The 18,178-nt window shown below is 66.4% G+C and carries 21 protein-coding genes; 16 read left to right on the top strand and 5 right to left on the bottom strand.

The window, feature by feature from the left end:
* Window positions 1-11: 11 nt before the first annotated feature.
* Window positions 12-1,712: an MFS transporter gene (locus LCI23_RS08415; RefSeq protein WP_224946004.1), complete on the bottom strand. Its 1,701-nt coding sequence runs from the start codon at window positions 1,710-1,712 to the stop codon at window positions 12-14.
* A 307-nt stretch (window positions 1,713-2,019) separates the two neighbouring features.
* On the opposite strand from LCI23_RS08415, the gene LCI23_RS08410 reads away from it, so the two are divergent.
* From LCI23_RS08410 to LCI23_RS08400, 3 genes are all read left to right on the top strand, one after another.
* Entirely contained in the window at window positions 2,020-2,322 is a 303-nt protein-coding gene (locus LCI23_RS08410) for a Dabb family protein (protein ID WP_224946003.1), read from the top strand.
* Window positions 2,323-2,385: 63 nt separating this feature from the next.
* Complete coding sequence (locus tag LCI23_RS08405; protein ID WP_224946002.1) at window positions 2,386-3,168, top strand: SDR family oxidoreductase; 783 nt, start codon at window positions 2,386-2,388, stop codon at window positions 3,166-3,168.
* A 30-nt stretch (window positions 3,169-3,198) separates the two neighbouring features.
* Complete coding sequence (locus tag LCI23_RS08400) at window positions 3,199-4,110, top strand: SDR family oxidoreductase (protein ID WP_224946001.1); 912 nt, start codon at window positions 3,199-3,201, stop codon at window positions 4,108-4,110.
* A gap of 27 nt (window positions 4,111-4,137) precedes the next feature.
* Here LCI23_RS08400 and LCI23_RS08395 read toward each other — a convergent pair whose 3' ends face one another.
* The 3 genes from LCI23_RS08395 to LCI23_RS08385 are packed head-to-tail and all read right to left on the bottom strand — an operon-like array spanning window position 4,138 to window position 6,264.
* Window positions 4,138-4,887 (bottom strand): NRDE family protein, encoded by a 750-nt coding sequence (locus tag LCI23_RS08395; RefSeq protein ID WP_224946000.1) that lies wholly within the window; start codon window positions 4,885-4,887, stop codon window positions 4,138-4,140.
* Window positions 4,888-4,890: 3 nt separating this feature from the next.
* The gene (locus LCI23_RS08390; protein WP_224945999.1) at window positions 4,891-5,169 is read right to left on the bottom strand and encodes a DUF4936 family protein; all 279 of its coding nucleotides are present in this window, start codon (window positions 5,167-5,169) and stop codon (window positions 4,891-4,893) included.
* A gap of 12 nt (window positions 5,170-5,181) precedes the next feature.
* A complete protein-coding gene (locus LCI23_RS08385; RefSeq protein WP_224945998.1) occupies window positions 5,182-6,264 on the bottom strand; it encodes a folate-binding protein YgfZ in 1,083 nt (360 codons plus the stop codon).
* A 110-nt stretch (window positions 6,265-6,374) separates the two neighbouring features.
* Here LCI23_RS08385 and mltG point away from each other — a divergent pair, with 110 nt between their 5' ends.
* From mltG to LCI23_RS08320, 13 genes are all read left to right on the top strand, one after another.
* Window positions 6,375-7,373: an endolytic transglycosylase MltG gene (gene mltG / locus LCI23_RS08380; protein ID WP_224945997.1), complete on the top strand. Its 999-nt coding sequence runs from the start codon at window positions 6,375-6,377 to the stop codon at window positions 7,371-7,373.
* Window positions 7,370-7,999: a dTMP kinase gene (gene tmk, locus LCI23_RS08375; RefSeq protein WP_224945996.1), complete on the top strand. Its 630-nt coding sequence runs from the start codon at window positions 7,370-7,372 to the stop codon at window positions 7,997-7,999. The genes mltG and tmk overlap by 4 nt, the downstream gene beginning before the upstream one ends.
* 2 nt (window positions 8,000-8,001) lie before the next feature.
* A complete protein-coding gene (locus LCI23_RS08370) occupies window positions 8,002-9,030 on the top strand; it encodes a DNA polymerase III subunit delta' (RefSeq protein ID WP_224946041.1) in 1,029 nt (342 codons plus the stop codon).
* A 19-nt stretch (window positions 9,031-9,049) separates the two neighbouring features.
* Entirely contained in the window at window positions 9,050-9,418 is a 369-nt protein-coding gene (locus tag LCI23_RS08365; RefSeq protein WP_374041157.1) for a PilZ domain-containing protein, read from the top strand.
* 31 nt (window positions 9,419-9,449) lie between these two features.
* Window positions 9,450-9,968, top strand: a complete 519-nt coding sequence (locus tag LCI23_RS08360; protein ID WP_224945994.1) for a GNAT family N-acetyltransferase — start codon at window positions 9,450-9,452, stop codon at window positions 9,966-9,968.
* Window positions 9,969-9,999: 31 nt separating this feature from the next.
* Complete coding sequence (locus tag LCI23_RS08355; RefSeq protein ID WP_224945993.1) at window positions 10,000-10,782, top strand: TatD family hydrolase; 783 nt, start codon at window positions 10,000-10,002, stop codon at window positions 10,780-10,782.
* A gap of 4 nt (window positions 10,783-10,786) precedes the next feature.
* On the top strand, window positions 10,787-11,464 hold the full coding sequence (locus tag LCI23_RS08350) for an ankyrin repeat domain-containing protein (RefSeq protein WP_224945992.1): 678 nt from the start codon (window positions 10,787-10,789) through the stop codon (window positions 11,462-11,464).
* 119 nt (window positions 11,465-11,583) lie between these two features.
* Window positions 11,584-12,498 (top strand): methyltransferase domain-containing protein, encoded by a 915-nt coding sequence (locus LCI23_RS08345; RefSeq protein ID WP_224945991.1) that lies wholly within the window; start codon window positions 11,584-11,586, stop codon window positions 12,496-12,498.
* A 251-nt stretch (window positions 12,499-12,749) separates the two neighbouring features.
* A complete protein-coding gene (locus tag LCI23_RS08340; RefSeq protein WP_224945990.1) occupies window positions 12,750-12,950 on the top strand; it encodes a hypothetical protein in 201 nt (66 codons plus the stop codon).
* Between the two features lie 128 nt (window positions 12,951-13,078).
* Window positions 13,079-13,306, top strand: coding sequence for a DUF6139 family protein (locus LCI23_RS08335; RefSeq protein ID WP_224945989.1), 228 nt, complete (start codon window positions 13,079-13,081; stop codon window positions 13,304-13,306).
* Window positions 13,307-13,468: 162 nt separating this feature from the next.
* Window positions 13,469-14,368, top strand: coding sequence for a lipid A hydroxylase LpxO (gene lpxO, locus LCI23_RS08330; protein ID WP_224945988.1), 900 nt, complete (start codon window positions 13,469-13,471; stop codon window positions 14,366-14,368).
* Between the two features lie 87 nt (window positions 14,369-14,455).
* Entirely contained in the window at window positions 14,456-15,055 is a 600-nt protein-coding gene (gene wrbA / locus LCI23_RS08325; RefSeq protein WP_224945987.1) for an NAD(P)H:quinone oxidoreductase, read from the top strand.
* Between the two features lie 75 nt (window positions 15,056-15,130).
* Window positions 15,131-16,123 (top strand): tripartite tricarboxylate transporter substrate binding protein, encoded by a 993-nt coding sequence (locus tag LCI23_RS08320; RefSeq protein ID WP_224945986.1) that lies wholly within the window; start codon window positions 15,131-15,133, stop codon window positions 16,121-16,123.
* A 78-nt stretch (window positions 16,124-16,201) separates the two neighbouring features.
* Here the strand turns inward: LCI23_RS08320 and LCI23_RS08315 are convergent, their stop codons facing one another.
* Entirely contained in the window at window positions 16,202-18,172 is a 1,971-nt protein-coding gene (locus tag LCI23_RS08315; protein WP_224945985.1) for a U32 family peptidase, read from the bottom strand.
* Between the last annotated feature and the right edge of the window lie 6 nt (window positions 18,173-18,178).

Below are 18,178 nucleotides of genomic sequence, written 5' to 3'. Positions count from 1 at the left end.
ACAGCGGCAAATCAGTCGGCCGCGTAGATGTTGTTGTCCTTGGTCTCGCGCACGAACAGCGCACCGATCACGACCGTCACCAGGGCGATGATGATCGGATACCACAGGCCATAGTAGATGTTGCCGTTGGCGGCCACGAGGGCGAACGAGATGGTCGGCAGCAGGCCGCCGAACCAGCCGTTGCCGATGTGGTAGGGCAGCGACATCGAGCTGTAGCGGATGCGGGTCGGGAACATCTCGACCAGCATGGCGGCGATCGGGCCATACACCATGGTCACGTAGAGCACCAGGATGAACAGCAGCAGCACCAGCATCGGCTTGTTGACCTGGGCCGGGTCGGCCTTGTCCGGATAGCCGGCGGTCTTCAGCGTGGCCACCACGTCCTTGTTCAGCGCCGTCTGGCGCGCCTTGTCGGCGGCGACGAAGTCGAGGCCGTCAGGCGTTAGGGTCGCGTTGAACGAGTCGATCACCTGCTCGCCCACCTTGATCTGCGCCACGCTGCCGGCCGGCGCCGCCACTGTCGTATAGCTCACCGAGGCGTTGGTCAGCATGCGGGTGGCGATGTCGCAGGACGAGGGGAACTTGCGGGTGCCGCTCGGGTCGACCTGGAAGTGGCAGGAGGCCGGGTCGGCCACGACCACCACCGGCGAGCTGTTGATGGCCTGCTCCAGCGCCGGGTTGCCGTAATGGGTGATGGCCTTGAAGATCGGAAAATAGGTGGCCGCGGCGATCACGCAACCGCCCAGGATGATCCACTTGCGCCCGATCCGGTCCGACAGCGCACCGAACACGATGAAGAAGGGCGTGGCCAGCAGCAGGGCGATGGCGATCAGGATGTTGGCGGTGGGGCCATCGATCTTCAGGGTCTGGGTCAGGAAGAACAGGGCATAGAACTGCCCGGTGTACCACACCACGGCCTGGCCCATGGTCAGGCCGATCAGGGCCAGCAGGACGATCTTGCCGTTTTTCCAGTTCAGGAAGGCTTCCGACAGCGGCGCCTTCGAGGTCTTGCCCTCGGCCTTCATCTTGGCGAAGGCCGGCGACTCGTTCATCGAGAGCCGGATCCAGACCGAGATGCCCAGCAGCAGCACCGACACCAGGAAGGGAATACGCCAGCCCCAGGCCGCGAAGTCTTCCTCGCCGACGATCGTGCGGGTCCCCAGGATCACCAGCAGCGACAGGAACAGGCCCAGGGTCGCGGTGGTCTGGATGAAAGAGGTGAAGTAGCCGCGCTTGCCTTCCGGCGCGTGTTCGGCCACGTAGGTGGCGGCGCCGCCATACTCGCCGCCCAGCGCCAGGCCTTGCAGGATGCGCAGCGTGACCAGGATGATCGGCGCCGCGATGCCGATCTGCGCGTGGCTGGGCAGCAGGCCGACCAGGAAGGTCGATGCGCCCATGATCAGGATCGTGATCAGGAAGGTGTACTTGCGGCCGATCATGTCGCCGAGCCGGCCGAACACCAGCGCGCCGAAGGGGCGCACGATGAAGCCGGCGGCGAAGGCCATCAGGGCGAAAATGAAGGTGGTGGTGGGGTCGCCGATGAAGAACTGCTTGGCGATGATGGCGGCGAGCGAGCCGTAGAGGTAGAAATCGTACCATTCGAACACGGTGCCGAGGGAAGAAGCGAAGATGACCTTGCGCTCTTCTTTGGTAATTCCGGCGGAGGAAGGTGCAGCTTTCCCTCCGGCGGTCATGCCGGGTGTAATTGCCATGTGTGTCTCCGTATAAGTTTTTGTGTCACCGGATCGCTGATTGTCGGTCAGCTGTCGCGGAGTGTGTGCCGCTTTCCTTACACGATAATTACTTGAAACTTACACGAAGCTGACAAAGACATGCTGATGGCATGGCCATCCCGCCGCGCCGCGTACTGCTTCACTCTGGAGGATGGGATGCTGCATTGCGGAATGCGGGATTGCCATTATTTTACGAACGACCGTACTAAAGCATGCTATGCTGATCCGGCCGTCGGCCGCCGGCCCTGTGCGCGGCGAAGGCCTATTCATGTACAAAGGAAGACGAATGATCAAGCATATCGTGATGTGGAAGCTCAAGGACGAAGCCGAGGGTGCGGACAAGGCCACCAATGCGCGCGAAATGAAGCGCCGGCTCGATGCCTGCGCGGCGCTCGTGCCGGGCCAGCTCGCCTTCGAGGTGATGCTGGCGCAGCCCGGGCTCGAGGCGAGCTACGATGTGGTGCTGTATTCGGAATTCGCGGACCGGGCCGCCCTGCAGGCCTATGCCGGGCATCCGGTCCATCAGGCGGTCGTGCCCTTCATCGGCGCGGTGCGGGCCGAACGCCAGTGCATGGATTACGAAGTCTGAACGGGCAGGCACAGGCCCGGTCGTACCAGGAACAACGCAACCGATCATCAACGGAGACCCAGCATGCGCAGTAGCCAGGAACTTTTCTCACTCAAGGGCAAGACCGCCATCGTCACCGGCGGCTCGCGCGGACTCGGCCTGCAGATGGCCGAGGCGCTCGGCGAGCAGGGCGCGCGCGTGCTGGTCTCGGCGCGCAAGCAGGACGAGCTCGACGCCGCCGTGGCCCACCTGCAGGGGCGCGGCATCGACGCGTCGAGCATTGCCGCCGACCTGTCCGACGAAGCCCAGGTGCACGCCTTCGTCGCCGAGGCCATGGCGCGCCTCGGCCAGATCGACATCCTGGTCAACAATGCGGGCGCCAGCTGGGGCGCGCCGGCCGAGGACTACCCGCTCGAAGCCTGGGACAAGGTGATGGACCTGAACGTGCGCAGCATCTTCCTGGTGACCCAGGCGGTGGGCAAGCTGTCCATGATTCCACGCCGCTACGGGCGTATCATCAGCATCTCGTCGATCGCCGGGCTGGCCGGCAATCCGCCGGGCACGATGCAGACCATCGCCTATAACACCTCGAAGGGTGCGGTGGTGAACTTCACGCGCGCGCTCGCTGGCGAATGGGGACGCTACGGCATCACGGTGAATTCGATCGCACCCGGCTTCTTCCCCTCGAAGATGACCAAGGCGGTGCTGGCAGCCTTCGGCGCCGAGAGCCTGGCCAAGGACGCGCCCCTGAACCGCCTGGGCGACGACGAGGACCTGAAGGGCGCGGTGGTGCTGTTCGCTTCCGACGCGGGCAAGCACATCACGGGCCAGACGCTGGCGGTGGACGGCGGCGTGTCCTGTGTCTGAGCCGGCGCACGGCATGGAGGAGAAAAGGACATGAAGGACTTTCACGGCAAGGTGGCCGTCATCACCGGGGCCGCCAGCGGCCTGGGGCGCGAATTCGCCAGCATCGCCGCCGGCCTGGGCATGAAGCTGGTGCTGGCCGACGTGCAGGCCAAGGCCCTGGAAGGGGCTGCCGCGGAATTGCTGGATGGCGGGGCCGAGGTGCTGGCCATGGTGTGCGATGTCAGCAAGGGCGCGCACGTGCAGGAACTGGCCGATTCCGCGATCGCCCGCTTCGGCTGCGTGCACCTGGTGTTCAACAATGCCGGAGTCGGTTCCGGCGGCCTGGTGTGGGAAAACTCGGAGCAGGACTGGGAATGGGTGCTGGGCGTGAACCTGTGGGGCGTGATCCACGGAGTACGGGTGTTCACCCGGGTCATGCTGGAGTGCGCGGCGCGCGATCCCGGCTATGCGGGCCACATCGTCAACACGGCCTCGATGGCCGGGCTGCTGGCGCCGCCGGCGATGGGGGTCTATAACGTTTCCAAGCACGCGGTGGTGGCGCTCACGGAAACCCTGTACCACGACCTGGCGCTGGTCGAGGCGCCGATCGGGGCCTCGGTGCTGTGCCCTTATTTCGTGCCGACCGGGATCGCCCGGTCGCACCGCACCCGGCCGGACGACCTGGCCAGCGAGGAAGGCATCACGGCCAGCCAGATGGCGGCCCAGGCGATGACAGAGAAGGCGGTGCAGTCGGGCAAGGTGACGGCCGGGGACGTGGCGCGCATCACCTTCGATGCGATCCGCGATGGACGCTTCTACATCTACTCCCATCCACAGGCGCTGCGCACGGCCGAGGAACGCTTCGCCGCCATCGTGCAGGGCAAGCAGCCCGCCGATCCCTACGCCGCCATGCCGGAACTGACCGGCATGCTGAAAGCCGCGCTCAAGCCGCGGCGCGCGTGACGCAACCGGGCCCGTGCCGCCACCCGCTCACGGGCAGGGCTGGAGCACGCGCTCGTGCAGTTCCGGCACACCCTCGTGGTAGAGCTTGACCACGGTCGAGGTACGGGTACCGTAGCCGTCGGACTCGATGCAGACCGGGGACAGCATGCGCTCGACCTCGATCGGCATGCCGGTTTCCGGCAGGCGCAGGTCCGGTGCGCGCGTGGTGTCGGCCAGCATCTCGAAATAGGCGTCTTCCGGCGCTCCCTGGCACAGCAGGCTGGCGAACTGCGCTTTCGTGCGTAGCACCTTCGGCCAGGACGCATCCAGCAGGCCGTTCGAGATGCCGTAGATGCGGCCTGGCTCGAGCGGCTGGCCGTTGCGCGGATCGCCCGCGCCGCGGTTCGAATACCAGTACAGGGCATCGCGGTCGCCCAGCACCAGGTTGTAGCCGTTGTAGACGTCGCCGCGCGCGATCACCCCCTCCAGGTAGGCGGCCGCATCCAGGCTGCCGGTGAGGAAGCCGGCCACCAGTTCGCCGCGCGAGGGCGCATCCGGCCGGCGCTCGGCCGGACCGCGGATATTCGTGAGGGCGGCGAAGCGCGGGCCGTTCGGACCCACGGTCGTCACTCCCATCCAGCTGCCGCCGCCTTGCAGGTCGCGGCCGGCGATGACATGGGGATGGTCCGGCCAGGGCGCGGCCGGGGCCGCCGGGCGGTCGTAGAATTCGTCGCGGTTGGCGGCGGCGATGACGGGCACGCCAGGCAGCACTTGCCAGGCAAAAACGATCAGGCACATGGTTTATAGGGAACTGGGCAGATCCGTGAAGACTTCGGACCGGCGCGGTCCGTCGATGAAGGAGTGCAGGCCGGCTTCCAGCGCCGCCTGCTCGACGGCGCCGGCGAACGCGGCTGGTACGGACGGGTAAACCTCCATCCAGGTCTGCAGGCCCGCGCGCGCCTCGGGGCGGCGCTTCAGCTGTGCAGGCGAGCCCAGCTGCGCCTGCATGGCGCGCACCCGGGGTGCAAGGTGGGCGGCGTCGGTGTCGCGCACCTTGTAGTAGACGTACAGGTCGATCATCGGCGGCGGACCCTAGAGCTCGAGCGGGTCGAGGTGATAGGGCAGCTGCTGGAAGGCCAGGGCCGGCCCGCCAGGGGCGCCGTGGCGTACATCCTCGCCCAGCGCGCCCAGCTTCAGCTCGACCAGCAGGTCGGCGCCGCCCAGGCCGTTCGCGGTGGCGTTGACCACCATTCCGCAGGGCTGGCCAGGGTCGGCCATCGAGTACACTTCGTCGCCGGCGCGGGCGGCCGGATTGGCGACCGTGGCCAGCGCCGTACGGCGCTTGAGCTTGCCGAGATACTGGCTGCGCGCGACGATCTCCTGGCCCGGATAGCAGCCCTTCTTGAAGTCGACGCCGCCCAGCAGCTCGAAGTTGACCATTTGCGGCACGAATTGCTCCTGGGTCGCGGCGGTTATGCCCGGCACGCCGGCATGGATCGCCGCCAGCTGCCAGGCCTGGCTGCCGCCCAGCACGAGTCCTGCCGACTGCGCGGCGGCCAGCGTGGGCAGGGCCGCGGCGGCCGCTTCCTCGCTCGTCAGCCACAGGTAGCGCGGCGCGCCGAACGCGTCGGCCAGGCGGATCACGGTGCCGGTCGCATCCTCGGTCTTGCCATATGGCGCGTCCGGCAGGCTGGGCACGTGGCGACGCAGCGCGGCTTCGGCGCGCGCGCCGCCAAGGCCGAGCACGGCCGCGAACGCGGCATCCCCGGTGGCGTCGCGCAGCCTGGCCTTGGCCCGCAGCACGAACATCGACAGGCGCTTTTGCAGCGGCGCCTGGAGCGCGCGCGGCAACTGCAGGTAGATGGAGTCCATGTCGCTGCCGGCGCCGCGCCACACCAGGAAGCTGGCCTGCAGGCGGCCTTTCGGGCTGCAGTAGCCGGCCAGGCGCGCCTGTTGACGGCCCAGGTGGGTAACGTCGTTGGTGAGCTGGCTGTGCAGGAAACTGGCGGCATCGGGACCGTCGGCGGCAATGATGCCGAGGTCGGTGACCACGGCCACGAACCCGTCGGCCAGTTCAGCGGCAGCGAGCGGCCGGCCGAAGTCCTCGACCGTGGCCGCCTCGTCGATGTGGAAGCGGGCGCCGAGCGCGGAGAGAGTGTCTGTCCAGTTAGGCATAAATCCGGTTAGTATGAGCGATTAAGCATTATCATTACGGGCTCATTATAAAGATGTCGGCAAAATCGCGCCGGAAGGGCGGAAAGCCAGGGCGCAAACCAAAACAATCTATGGCATTCATCAAAAAACTCCTGGTTACCGGCGTCATCGTCGCGGTGGCGGCGGGGTCCGGTTTCTCGTACTGGGCCAAGCGTCCGCTGACGACGGCGGGGCCGGAGATCCCGTTCACGATCGAACCCGGCAGCGGCGTGGGTGCCGCGGCGCAGCAGATGGCCAAGGCCGGCGTGCCGCTCAACCCGCAGCTGTTCAACATCCTGGCGCGGGTCACGGGCGAGGCCGGCCGGATCAAGGCCGGCAGCTACGAGCTCAAGCCGAACACTTCGCCGCGCCGCCTGCTGAGCCAGCTGGTGCGCGGCGAGTTCGCGCAGGAAGCCGTGACCATCGTGGAAGGCTGGACCTTCAGGCAGATGCGCGCCGCGCTGGCCGCCCACCCGCGCCTGCGGCACGACACCGTGCAGCTGTCGGACGAAGCGCTGATGAAGAAGATCTCGGCCGACTATACCCAGCCCGAAGGCCTGTTCTTCCCGGATACCTACCTGTTCGCCAAGGGCTCGTCGGAACTGGCGATCTACAAGCAGGCCCACCAGGCCATGCTGGAGCACCTGAAGGCTGCCTGGGAGTCGCGCGACCCGAGCCTGCCGTACAAGACGCCCTACGAAGCCTTGACCATGGCCTCGATCATCGAGAAGGAAACCGGCCAGAAAAGCGAGCGTGGCATGATCGCCGGCGTGTTCGTCAACCGCCTGCGGGTCGGCATGATGCTGCAGACCGATCCGGCCGTGATCTACGGCATGGGCGAGCGCTACGCGGGCGACATCCGCAAGAAAGACCTGCAGACCGATACGCCCTACAATACCTATACCCGGGCCGGGCTGCCGCCGACCCCGATCTCGCTGCCCGGCGTGCAGTCGCTGGCGGCGGCGCTGGCGCCGGCCAAGACCGGGGCCCTGTACTTCGTCTCGCGGGGCGACGGCACCAGCCAGTTCTCGGACAACCTGAACGACCACAACCGCGCCGTGAACCAGTACCAGCGCCGGATCAGGCAATGAAGCGGGGCGCAACGGAATTGACAGGCAAGTTCATCACTTTTGAGGGCATCGACGGCGCCGGCAAGTCGACCCACATCGGCTTCGTGCGCGACTGGCTGGCGGGACGCGGCAAGCGCGTGGTCGCCACCCGCGAACCGGGCGGCACGGCGCTCGGTGAAAAGCTGCGCGAATTGCTGCTGCATGAAACGATGCACCTCGAGACCGAGGCCCTCTTGATGTTCGCCAGCCGGCGCGAGCACCTGGCCCAGGTCATCGAGCCGGCGCTGGCGCGCGGCGACTGGGTGCTGTCGGACCGCTTCACCGATGCCAGCTTCGCCTACCAGAGCGGGGGGCGCGGCCTGGACCGCGCCAAGCTGGAAGCGCTCGAAGCCTGGGTGCACCCGCGCCTGCAGCCCGACCTGACCCTGCTGTTCGACGTGCCGCTGGCGGTGGCGCGTGAACGCCTGGACGCCACCCGCAGCCTCGACAAGTTCGAGCGCGAGGAGGCGGATTTCTTCGAAAAATGCCGCAATGAATACCTGCGCCGGGCGGCCCAGGATCCGGGGCGCATCGTGGTGGTCGATTCGACCCGCAGCATTCCCGCGATCCAGGAGCAGCTCGGCCACGTGCTGGAGAAACTGCTGTGACGATGTACCCCTGGCAGGCCGGCGCCTGGACGCGCCTGCAGCAGATGCGCGCGCGCCTGCCGCACGCCATCCTGTTCCACGGTCCGGCAGGCGTCGGCAAGGCCGGCTTCATGGAAAGCTTCGCCCAGGCCCTGCTGTGCGAGAACGGCCGGCCCGACGGCCACGCCTGCGGCGCCTGCGTGTCCTGCGGCTGGTTCGCGCAGAACAACCATCCCGACTACCGCCGGGTGCGCCCGGAAGCGCTGGAAGACGAGCTTCCGGCCGAGGCCGAGGACGGCGCGGAACCCGCCCCGGCCGGCAAATCGGGCAAGGCCGGCAAGGCGCCCTCGAAGGAGATCAAGATCGAGCAGGTGCGGGCCCTGTCCGACTTCATGAACATCTCCACCCACCGCCAGGGCCTGCGCGTGGTGCTGCTGTATCCGGCGGAAAGCCTGAACATGCCGGCCTCGAACGCGCTCCTCAAGACCCTCGAGGAGCCGCCGCCCGGCACCGTGTTCCTGCTCGCCTCGAACAGCCTGGACCGCCTGCTGCCGACGATCCTGTCGCGCTGCCGCAAGTTCGCCCTGCCCATGCCTGCGCACGAGGAGGCGCTGGCCTGGCTCTCGGCGCAGGGCGTGCAGGACGCCGACAGCTGGCTGCGCGAGCAGGGCGGGGCGCCGCTGGCGGCCCTGGCCGAGGCCGAAGCCGGCAGCCGCGAGGAGCTCGACACCCTGCTCCAGTTCCTGGCCCGGCCCGCGGTCGATGGCGCCCTGCGCACCGCCGAGAAGCTGGCGAAAGCCTCCTTGCCGGCGCTGGTGGCGTGGCAGCAGCGCTGGCTGTACGATGTGTTCGCGCTCAAGCTGTCGGGCCAGGTGCGCTACTATCCGCGCTACCGCAAGGAACTGGCGGCGCTGGCCGCGCGCGTGCCCGTAGCCAGCCTGAACCGTGCGATCAAGGCGGCCGGCGAACGGCGCGCGGTGGCCGACCATCCCCTGTCGGCAAAATTGTTTGTCGAAGATATGTTGCTTGAGTACACTTCGTGCTGTGCCTGAAAGGATGTCGATGAACCCCATGCCCGCCGACCCGAGCGCCCCGCAGCCGCCGCGGCCGTCCGTGCTGTCGCTGGCGATCAAGGAAAAGGCGGCGCTGTACGCGGCCTACATGCCGTTCCTGAAGAACGGCGGCATGTTCGTGCCCACCACCAAGCCCTACAAGATCGGCGACGAGATCTACCTGATCCTGTCGCTGATGGACGACCCGAACAAGTACCCGATCGCCGGCAAGGTGGCCTGGATCACGCCGGCCGGCGCCAACCACAACAAGGCGCAGGGCATCGGCGTGCACTTCCCGGCGGACGAAGCCGGGCAGAAGGCCAGGCTGCGCATCGAGGAAATCCTCGGCGCGGCGCTGCGCTCGGCGCGCGCAACCCATACCCTGTAGTTTCGCTTCCGTTTCCGCTTCTCTCCCTTCCATGCCGTCCTACGTCCACCGCCTCGCCACCCGTGACGATCTGCCCGTCATCGTCGACATCTACAACTCCACCGTCGCTTCGCGCGAAGTCACGGCCGACACCGAGCCGATCACGGTCGCATCGCGCGAGCAATGGTTCGCCGATCACACGCCGGAGCGCCGGCCCTTGTGGGTGATCCACGCCGCCGAGGACGGGCGCGCCCAGCCGGAAGTGCTGGGCTGGCTGTCCTACTCGAATTTCTATGGCCGCCCGGCCTACGCGGGCACGGCCGAGGTCTCGATCTATATCGCGGAAAGCGCGCGCGGCCGTGGCCTGGGACGCTATTGCCTGGAACTGGCGATCGCCCATGCGCCGCAGGTGGCCGTGCATACCCTGCTGGGCTTCATCTTCGGCCACAACGCGCGCAGCCTGGCGCTGTTCGGCAAGTACGGCTTCGAGAAGTGGGCGCATTTCCCGCGCGTGGCGAACCTGGACGGGATCGAGCGCGACCTGGTCATCCTTGGCAAGCGGGTGGCCTGAGCCGCGCCGTGGCCTCGCGTACAATACCGCCATGTTCATCGATTCCCACTGCCACATCAATTTTCCGGAACTGGCGGCCCGGATGCCCGAGATCCTGGCCAGGATGGCCGAGAACAAGGTGACCCACGCGCTGTGCGTGTCGGTCGACCTGCCGGACTTCCCGCAGGTGCTGGCCCTTGCCGAGCAGCACCCGCACATCTTCGCCTCGGTCGGCGTGCACCCCGACTACGAAGACACCCCCGAGCCAAGCGTGCAGCAGCTGGTTGCGCTGGCGGACCATCCGAAGGTCGTCGCCATCGGCGAGACCGGCCTCGACTACTATCGCCTGGAAGGCGACCTCGAATGGCAGCGCGAGCGCTTCCGCACCCACATCCGCGCCTCGCGCGAGACGCGCAAGCCCTTGATCATCCACACCCGTTCCGCGTCTGCCGATACCATCCGCATCATGCGGGAAGAGGGCGCCGGCCTTGACGCCGGCGGCGTGGCTGGCGTGATGCATTGCTTCACCGAATCGCTCGAGGTCGCGCAGGCCGCCATGGAGCAGGGTTTCTATATTTCTTTCTCCGGCATCGTCACCTTCAAGAGCGCCAGGGAATTGCAGGAAGTGGCCAAGGCCGTGCCGCTCGAGCGCATGCTGATCGAGACCGACTCGCCCTACCTGGCGCCGGTGCCCTTCCGCGGCAAGATGAACGAACCCGGCTATGTCGCCCACGTGGGCGAGTTCATCGCCAACCTGAAAGGCGTGTCGCTGCGCGAGGTCGCGGAGCGCACCAGTGCGAATTTCTTCCACCTGTTCCAGACTGCCCGGGCGTGAGACCATGACGATCCTGCGCCGCGCCATTTTCCTCGCCTGCCTGGCGGCAGCCGCATCGCAGGCCGGACTGGCCGCCGCGGCAACGCCCGCCCAGGTGGCCAGTTTCTTCCGCGCGGTACAGCTCGACAATGTCGATGAGGTGCGCGAGCTGGCCGGCGCCGAGGTCGATCCGAACACCGTCAATCCGCTGGGCGGCGAGCCGGCCCTGGTGCTGGCCGTGCGCGAAGGGTCGATGCGGGTGTTCGAGGCGCTGCTGCGCCTGCCCGGCATCGACCTCGAAGCCCAGGCCATGAACGGCAACACCGCACTGATGATGGCGGCCTACAAGGGCAACCGGCGCGCCGCCGAAGCCCTGCTCGCCAGGGGCGCGAAGGCCGACCGCGAGGGCTGGACGCCGCTGCACTATGCCGCGGCCAGCGGCAGCGAGGATATCGCGCGCCTCCTGATCGCGCGCCGGGCCAGGCTCGACGCCCTGTCGCCGCGCGCTAGCGGTGCATATACGCCGCTGATGATGGCGGCGCGCGAGGGCCAGCCGGGCATGGTGCGCCTGCTGCTGGAAGCCGGCGCCAGTCCGGGGTTGCGCAACACCGAGGGCTTGAGCGCGGCCCGGATCGCCGACCGGGCCGGCCACACCGACATCGCCGCCGCCATTTCCGCCGCCGTTCCAGCGTCCGGGCGCTGAATTTTCCACGTTCGTTCAAAACTGGGCGGTAAACACCCCGCAGCTCCACGCATGGGCGGCATGCATCCTTGGCCATAATGTCTTCACGGTACAACGACCCTGAAGGACAAGGACTTACCATGCTGAACGAACGCGAAATCGAAAGCTGCTACCTGGGGCAGTTCATTCCAGTGCACTACCATCACAACATGCTGATGGACCAGAACCGGATGCACAGCTTCAAGTCGGCAATCCACTACGCCGTGCGCCCCGGCGCCAAGGTGCTGGAACTGGGCGGCGGCACCGGCGTGCTGTCCTTCTTCGCGGCCCAGCAGGCCGCCAAGGTGTACTGCGTGGAGTTCAACCCCGACATGGTGCGCGAGGCGCGCAAGTTCCTGGCGATGAATCCGAACGGCCACAAGGTCGAGGTGATCCATGCCGACGCTTTCGACTACCTGCCGCCGGAACCGGTGGACGTGGTGATCTGCGAGATGATCCATGTCGGCATGTTGCGTGAAAAGCAGGTCGAGGTGATCGAATCCTTCAAGCGCCGCTACCTGGCGAAATTCGGCGGCCCGCTGCCGGTGTTCATGCCGGAAGCGGTGATCATGGCGGCCCAGCCGATCGAACAGGAATACGATTTCGAGGGCTTTTACGCGCCCATCGTCCAGTTCCAGGAAACCGGCGTCGTCTATCCGGGTACCGTCGAGCTGGGACAGCCGGCCGTGTACAGCCTGATCGACTTCAGCCAGCAGGTGGACAGCGTGTTCTCCTGGGAAGGCGGAATCGTGGCCGAACGCAGCGGTACCCTGAACGCGATGCGCTTCATCACCAAGAACGTGCTGGCCGTGCTGCAGGAGCGCGCCACCACGATCGACTGGCTGAACCATTACATGACCCTGCCGCTGGCCCAGCCGCTGAAGGTGGAGGCGGGCGACCTGCTGCACATCGCCTTCCAGTACCGCGCCGGCGGCTCGATTCCGTCGCTGCAGGCCTCGCTGCGGGCCCAGGTCGTCAACCAGCGCGTCCACGAACAGCTGGCCGCGTTCGCCTGATCTCCCGGGCCGGCAAGGCCGGCCCCTCCCGCCAGCCCCTTCACTAGCCGGAGCAGGCGCAGCGGCGGCCCCGCCGCGCGCCTGCATCCCGGCGCTATCCAGCCGTGCCATCCAGGCGCGCATTTCCTCCGTTCGCCCTGCCATTTGCCCCATCCGTCGCAGATGGATTGTCTGCTGCGCAACAGGGAACTATAGTATCCCTGCGCCGTCAACCCGCAGCGGTTGTGACGGCATTCAAAGGAGCGAGAACAATGTTGGGTTTCCTGCTATGGTTGCTACTGCTGTTCCTGTGCTGGCCGATCGCGCTGCTGGCCCTGGTGCTGTATCCGCTGGTCTGGCTGCTGCTGCTGCCGTTCCGGCTGCTCGGCATCGGCGTCGACGCCGTGTTCGAACTGCTGCGCGCCATCGTGATGCTGCCGGCCCGGATCCTCGGGGCCTCTCCCGGCCGCTGAGCGGCGGCGCGGCCTGCGCCGGGCGCATGGCTGCGTGGCCCAGTTAACAGACGACAGTGCCTGGATCTTCTACTGTGGAATTGCCGGCTTTCATTGGGAAAGCGGGCTTTGACTTTGAGGAAACGACTATGCGCCTGGATATTTACCGTAGAGCAGAAACCAACGGAAAGCTGTCCTACCTGGCAGTACCCGAAGCACGCAACATCCCCGAAGAAGCCACCAACACCGACTGGGAGATCGAGGTCCGCGCCATCGAAGTGGCCGACGATGCCGACCAGCTGGACGACTACGACATCCGCAACGTGGCCGGCCAGATCGGCGAAAAAGGGTATGCGATCACCTCGGTCCAGCACTGAGTTTCCCTGAATCCGGCCGCGCGCCGGATCACCCTGCCGGCAAGGCCCTGGTTTTGCCGGCACAATCGCGCCCCACGGAATGGCGACCCGCCGGCAACGGCCGGCCGGTCCTTATGGTATCCTGCGTCCCTTATCGGGCAAGCCAGGTTGGCGGAGGATGCAATGAAGTGGTTCGTGGTCGGGTTCTATATCCTGTCGATCCTGCATATCCACTTCCGCGGCCGGGTCCGTCTGCCGTTCCGGCGCCAGCTGTTCGATCATTCGTCGTTCATGGCGCCGATCAACATCTTCATGCACAAGTTTTCCCGGGTGCCGAGCACGCCCTTCATCCCGGTGAGCGAATTTCCGGAACTGGCGCGCCTGCAGGAGAACTGGCCCATCATCCGCGCCGAAGCCGAGCAACTGCTGGCCCTGAAGAAGATCAAGGCCGCCGAGCAGAACGACGACGCCGGCTTCAACTCCTTCTTCAAGAATGGCTGGAAGCGCTTCTACCTGAAGTGGTACGACGCCAGCCATCCATCGGCCGCGCGCCTGTGTCCGCAGACCCATGCGCTGCTGCAGTCGATTCCCTCGGTGAAGGCGGCCATGTTCGCCGAACTGCCGCCGGGCGGCAAGCTGAACCCGCACCGCGATCCCTTCGCCGGCTCGATGCGCTACCACCTGGGCCTGGCCACGCCGAACGACGACCGCTGCTTCATCGAGGTCGATGGTGAACGCCATAGCTGGCGCGACGGGCAGGGCGTGGTCTTTGACGAGACCTATATTCACTGGGCCATCAATGGCAGCGAGAGCGACCGGGTGATCCTGTTCTGCGACGTTGAGCGGCCGATGCGCTACCGCTGGATGGGGGCGGTCAACCGCTGGCTGGGCCGCACCCTGATGACCGCCGCCGCCTCGCCCAACGAGAGCGGCGACCAGGTCGGCCTGGTGAGCAAGCTGTTCCGCATTTCCTTCTACATGGGCCAGTACCGGCGCCGCGTCAAGGCCTGGAACCGCAGCGTCTACAACCTGGTCCGCGTCGGCCTGGTGCTGGCGCTGGCGGCGTTCATCTACTGGATCTAGGCGGTCCCCGCGCCGCGCCAGGCGCGTGCCGCCTGCGCCGTATTTGCAGCACAATGGGATCTTGCCATTGACTGACAGGAGGCGGGCATGTCGAAAGTACTGGTGCTGTATTACTCGACCTATGGCCATATCGAGCAGATGGCCAATGCTGTGGCCGAAGGGGCGCGTTCCACCGGCGCGACGGTGGACCTGAAGCGCGTGCCGGAAACGGTGCCGGAAGAGATCGCCAGCAAAGCCCATTTCAAGCTGCAGCAGGTGGCGCCGATCGCCACCGTGGACGAGCTGCCCGACTACGACGCCATCATCATCGGCGCGCCTACCCGCTACGGCCGCATGCCGTCGCAAATGGCGGCCTTCCTCGACCAGACCGGCGGCCTGTGGGCGCGCGGTGCGCTCAACGGCAAGGTGGGTGGCGCCTTCACCTCGACCGCGACCCAGCACGGCGGGCAGGAAACGACCCTGTTCTCGATCATCACGAATCTGCTGCACTTCGGCATGACCGTGGTCGGGCTGCCGTACAGCTATGCCGGTCAGATGACGCTCGACGAGATCACCGGCTGCAGTCCGTATGGCGCCTCGACCATCGCCGGCGGCCAGGGCGAGCGCCAGCCCAGCCAGCTCGAACTGGGCGGTGCACGCCACCAGGGCGAGCTGATCGCCCGCACCGCGAACAAGCTGTTCGGCTAGGAGAACAGGCCGGGCAGTGCACCGAATGCGCTACACTGTCCGTCCATGTCAATTTTCTAACAAAGGATGGAGACTATGCGAGCACTCTTCGGCACCGCGACACACCTTGCCTGCGCCCTGGCATGCGCCCTTTCCGCATCGGTCGTTTCGTTCAGCGCGCAGGCGCAGAACTGGCCGGCCTCGACTGTCACGGTGGTGGTGCCGTGGCCCCCCGGCGGCCCATCCGACATCGCGGCGCGCCCCCTTGCCAAGGGACTGACCCAGGCCCTGGGCCAGTCCTTCGTGATCGACAACCGGGCCGGTGGCGGCGGCAACATCGGGACCGCCGCCGTCACCCGCGCCAAGCCGGACGGCTACACCCTGCTGATCACGTCGAGCGCGCCGATCGTCATCAATCCCAGCCTGTACCGCAACATGAGCTTCGATCCGCTCAAGGACCTGGCGCCGGTGACGAACCTGCTGCGCGTGCCGCTGGTACTGGTGGCCCACCCGTCGGTGCCGGCCAGGAACCTGAAGGAGCTGATGGCCCATATCCAGGCGAAGAAAGGCCAGTTTTCCTATGGTTCCTCGGGCAACGGTACGCCACAGCACCTGACCAGCGAACTGTTTGCCAGCGTCACGAAGCTGGAAATGACCCACGTGCCCTACAAGGGTTCGGCGCCGGCCATCTCCGACCTGCTGGGCGGGCATATCCCGATGATGTTCGACAGCACCATCGCGATCATGCCCCACATTAAGAGCGGGAAGGTGAAGCCGATCGCCATCTCGAGCGCCAAGCGCTCGCCGTTGCTGCCGGATGTGCCGACCTTCGCCGAGGCCGGCCTGCCGCAGATCGAATCCTATGCCTGGTACGGCTTCTTTGCTCCGGCCAAGACACCCAAGCCGGTGCTGGCGAAGATCAATGCCGAGGCGATCAAGGTGATGAAGGGACCCGAGTTCCAGAAGGTGCTGGCCGATACCGGTTCCGATTTCGTGGGCGACACGCCCGAGAACTTCGCGAAGTTCGTGCAGGCCGAACACGCGCGCTGGTCGAAAGTCGTGAAGCAGAGCGGCGCCACAGTGGACTGAAACCGCCCGGCGCACCCCGCAGGCAGCAAAACGCCACCGCGCAAGTCGGTGGCCTTGTTTTTTTACCAGCTGGTCAAATCAGGCCCGCGGACGCTGCTTGTGGAAGACCAGCGGGCTGTAGGGCACGGCCGAAGGCGGCGGCTGCTTCAGGATGTTGTCCTTCATTGCACCCACCACGTGCATCTCGCAGGGCTTGCAGTCGAAGCGCAGGGTGTAGCGCTCGTTGCCGCTGACCAGGGTCATGGGCTCGGCCCGCACCTGGCCCTGCACACCTTGCACGCCCTTGGCCTGCTTCGGGCACAGGTTGAAGGAGAAGCGCAGGCAGTGCTTGGTGATCATCAAGGACACTTCGCCCGCTTCCTCGTGCGCCTCGTAGGCCGCATCGATCAGCTGCACACCGTGCTTGTGGTAGAAGGCGCGCGCCTGTTCGTTGTAGACGTTGGCCAGGTAGCTCAGGTGCTGTTCCGGATACACGGCCGGCGGTACGCTGGCTGCCTTGCGCTGCGGACGCGCCCAGGCGGCCAGGCGGGCAAGCTCGTGGGCGGCGACGGCGTCGCGGCGCAGGGCGTTGATGGCGCTCGATGCCACGAACCAGGGCTGCGACAGTTGCAGCTCGACCGTGCCGGCCTCGAACATCGTGTTGCCGAGCTTGGCGATATTGGTGCGCAGCGAGGCTTCCGCCTGCGCCGCCTGCTGGGCCTGCTGCAGGGCGATCGCGGCGCTCGTCACGGTCTCGATGCCGTCCTCGTCGCGGATGGTCAGCACCAGGCCGTCCGGCACGTCGGCCAGCAGCAGGTCGGCGCGCACCTTGCGTTCCGAGGATTTCTTGGTCAGCGCCGATTCCCACTGGTGGTCACGGTTGCGGTGCACGATGGTGCCGACCTTCAGGCCGGCCAGGCTCTTGACCACCTCGTTCGGGAACACGCGCCAGCGCTGGCCGTCCTCGTCCTCGCCCAGCTTGTGCGCCGTATTCGCCTGGATGCCGACCGTCTCGCGCTTGTTCATGTAGTTCAGGCCGTCGCCATTGGCCATCGGCGCGTTGGTGGCCAGCTCGATGAAGTCCGGGCCGATGCGGGTCACCGTGCCCAGCTCGACGCCGATGTACTTGGGCGAATCGAAGGCGCCGATGTCGTCCTGGCGGCCGAGTGCGAAATAATCGGTATGGCCGCGGTGGAAGTTCTTGTCCACGTCGGGGGTGAATAGCACGCGGGTGTTGCCGCTGGAGGCGCGCGCGAATTCCGGACGGCGCTCGAGCAGTTCGTCCAGCAGCAGGCGGTAGTGGGCCGTGATGTTCTTCACGTAGCCCATGTCCTTGTAGCGGCCCTCGATCTTGAACGAGCGGATGCCGGCATCGACCAGGGCTTCCAGGTTGCGGCTCTGGTCGTTGTCCTTCATCGACAGCAGGTGCTTTTCGTAGGCTACCACACGGCCCTGGCCGTCGCTCAGGGTGTAAGGCAGGCGGCAGGCCTGCGAGCAGTCGCCGCGGTTGGCGCTGCGGCCGGTGTCGGCGTGCGAAATATAGCACTGGCCAGAGAACGCCACGCACAGGGCGCCATGCACGAAATACTCGAGCGGGGTGTCCACTTCCGCCTTGATTCTACGGATCTGCTCGACGGTGAGCTCGCGCGCCAGCACCAGCTGCGAAAAGCCCACCTCGCCCAGGAATTTCGCCTTTTCGACGGTGCGGATATCGCACTGGGTGCTGGCGTGCAGCTGGATCGGCGGCAGGTCCATTTCAAGCAGGCCCATGTCCTGGATGATCAGGGCATCGACGCCGGCTTCGTACAGCTGCCAGATCTGCTGGCGCGCCAGTTCCAGTTCGCTGTCGTGCATGATCGTGTTCATGGTCACGAAGATGCGCGCGCGGTAGCGGTGGGCAAAGGCGGTCAGGTCGGCGATGTCTTCCAGTGGATTGCTGGCATTGTGGCGCGCGCCGAAGGCGGGGCCGCCGATGTACACCGCGTCGGCGCCATGGAGGATGGCCTCGCGACCGATCTCGGCGGTCTTGGCGGGCGACAGCAATTCAAGCTGGTGGTCAAGCAGTGACATGGCGAA

Origin of the sequence: Massilia sp. MS-15 (assembly GCF_020176695.1) — a bacterium.
In the GTDB taxonomy this organism is placed as follows: domain Bacteria; phylum Pseudomonadota; class Gammaproteobacteria; order Burkholderiales; family Burkholderiaceae_D; genus Telluria; species Telluria hydrophila.
The sequence above is the reverse complement of the archived record's forward strand: the minus strand, read 5'-3'. Positions and strand labels throughout refer to the sequence as shown.

What these genes read in the sequence shown, in the direction of transcription:
- LCI23_RS08395 (WP_224946000.1), bottom strand. Translation starts at nt 4,887, where the DNA reads ATGTGCCTGATCGTTTTTGCCTGGCAAGTGCTGCCTGGCGTGCCCGTC.
- tmk (WP_224945996.1), top strand. Translation starts at nt 7,370, where the DNA reads ATGAAGCGGGGCGCAACGGAATTGACAGGCAAGTTCATCACTTTTGAG.
- wrbA (WP_224945987.1), top strand. Translation starts at nt 14,456, where the DNA reads ATGTCGAAAGTACTGGTGCTGTATTACTCGACCTATGGCCATATCGAG.
- lpxO (WP_224945988.1), top strand. Translation starts at nt 13,469, where the DNA reads ATGAAGTGGTTCGTGGTCGGGTTCTATATCCTGTCGATCCTGCATATC.
- LCI23_RS08335 (WP_224945989.1), top strand. Translation starts at nt 13,079, where the DNA reads ATGCGCCTGGATATTTACCGTAGAGCAGAAACCAACGGAAAGCTGTCC.
- LCI23_RS08350 (WP_224945992.1), top strand. Translation starts at nt 10,787, where the DNA reads ATGACGATCCTGCGCCGCGCCATTTTCCTCGCCTGCCTGGCGGCAGCC.
- LCI23_RS08340 (WP_224945990.1), top strand. Translation starts at nt 12,750, where the DNA reads ATGTTGGGTTTCCTGCTATGGTTGCTACTGCTGTTCCTGTGCTGGCCG.
- mltG (WP_224945997.1), top strand. Translation starts at nt 6,375, where the DNA reads ATGGCATTCATCAAAAAACTCCTGGTTACCGGCGTCATCGTCGCGGTG.
- LCI23_RS08415 (WP_224946004.1), bottom strand. Translation starts at nt 1,712, where the DNA reads ATGGCAATTACACCCGGCATGACCGCCGGAGGGAAAGCTGCACCTTCC.
- LCI23_RS08390 (WP_224945999.1), bottom strand. Translation starts at nt 5,169, where the DNA reads ATGATCGACCTGTACGTCTACTACAAGGTGCGCGACACCGACGCCGCC.
- LCI23_RS08405 (WP_224946002.1), top strand. Translation starts at nt 2,386, where the DNA reads ATGCGCAGTAGCCAGGAACTTTTCTCACTCAAGGGCAAGACCGCCATC.
- LCI23_RS08355 (WP_224945993.1), top strand. Translation starts at nt 10,000, where the DNA reads ATGTTCATCGATTCCCACTGCCACATCAATTTTCCGGAACTGGCGGCC.
- LCI23_RS08345 (WP_224945991.1), top strand. Translation starts at nt 11,584, where the DNA reads ATGCTGAACGAACGCGAAATCGAAAGCTGCTACCTGGGGCAGTTCATT.
- LCI23_RS08315 (WP_224945985.1), bottom strand. Translation starts at nt 18,172, where the DNA reads ATGTCACTGCTTGACCACCAGCTTGAATTGCTGTCGCCCGCCAAGACC.
- LCI23_RS08370 (WP_224946041.1), top strand. Translation starts at nt 8,002, where the DNA reads ATGTACCCCTGGCAGGCCGGCGCCTGGACGCGCCTGCAGCAGATGCGC.
- LCI23_RS08385 (WP_224945998.1), bottom strand. Translation starts at nt 6,264, where the DNA reads ATGCCTAACTGGACAGACACTCTCTCCGCGCTCGGCGCCCGCTTCCAC.
- LCI23_RS08400 (WP_224946001.1), top strand. Translation starts at nt 3,199, where the DNA reads ATGAAGGACTTTCACGGCAAGGTGGCCGTCATCACCGGGGCCGCCAGC.
- LCI23_RS08320 (WP_224945986.1), top strand. Translation starts at nt 15,131, where the DNA reads ATGCGAGCACTCTTCGGCACCGCGACACACCTTGCCTGCGCCCTGGCA.
- LCI23_RS08410 (WP_224946003.1), top strand. Translation starts at nt 2,020, where the DNA reads ATGATCAAGCATATCGTGATGTGGAAGCTCAAGGACGAAGCCGAGGGT.
- LCI23_RS08365 (WP_374041157.1), top strand. Translation starts at nt 9,050, where the DNA reads ATGCCCGCCGACCCGAGCGCCCCGCAGCCGCCGCGGCCGTCCGTGCTG.
- LCI23_RS08360 (WP_224945994.1), top strand. Translation starts at nt 9,450, where the DNA reads ATGCCGTCCTACGTCCACCGCCTCGCCACCCGTGACGATCTGCCCGTC.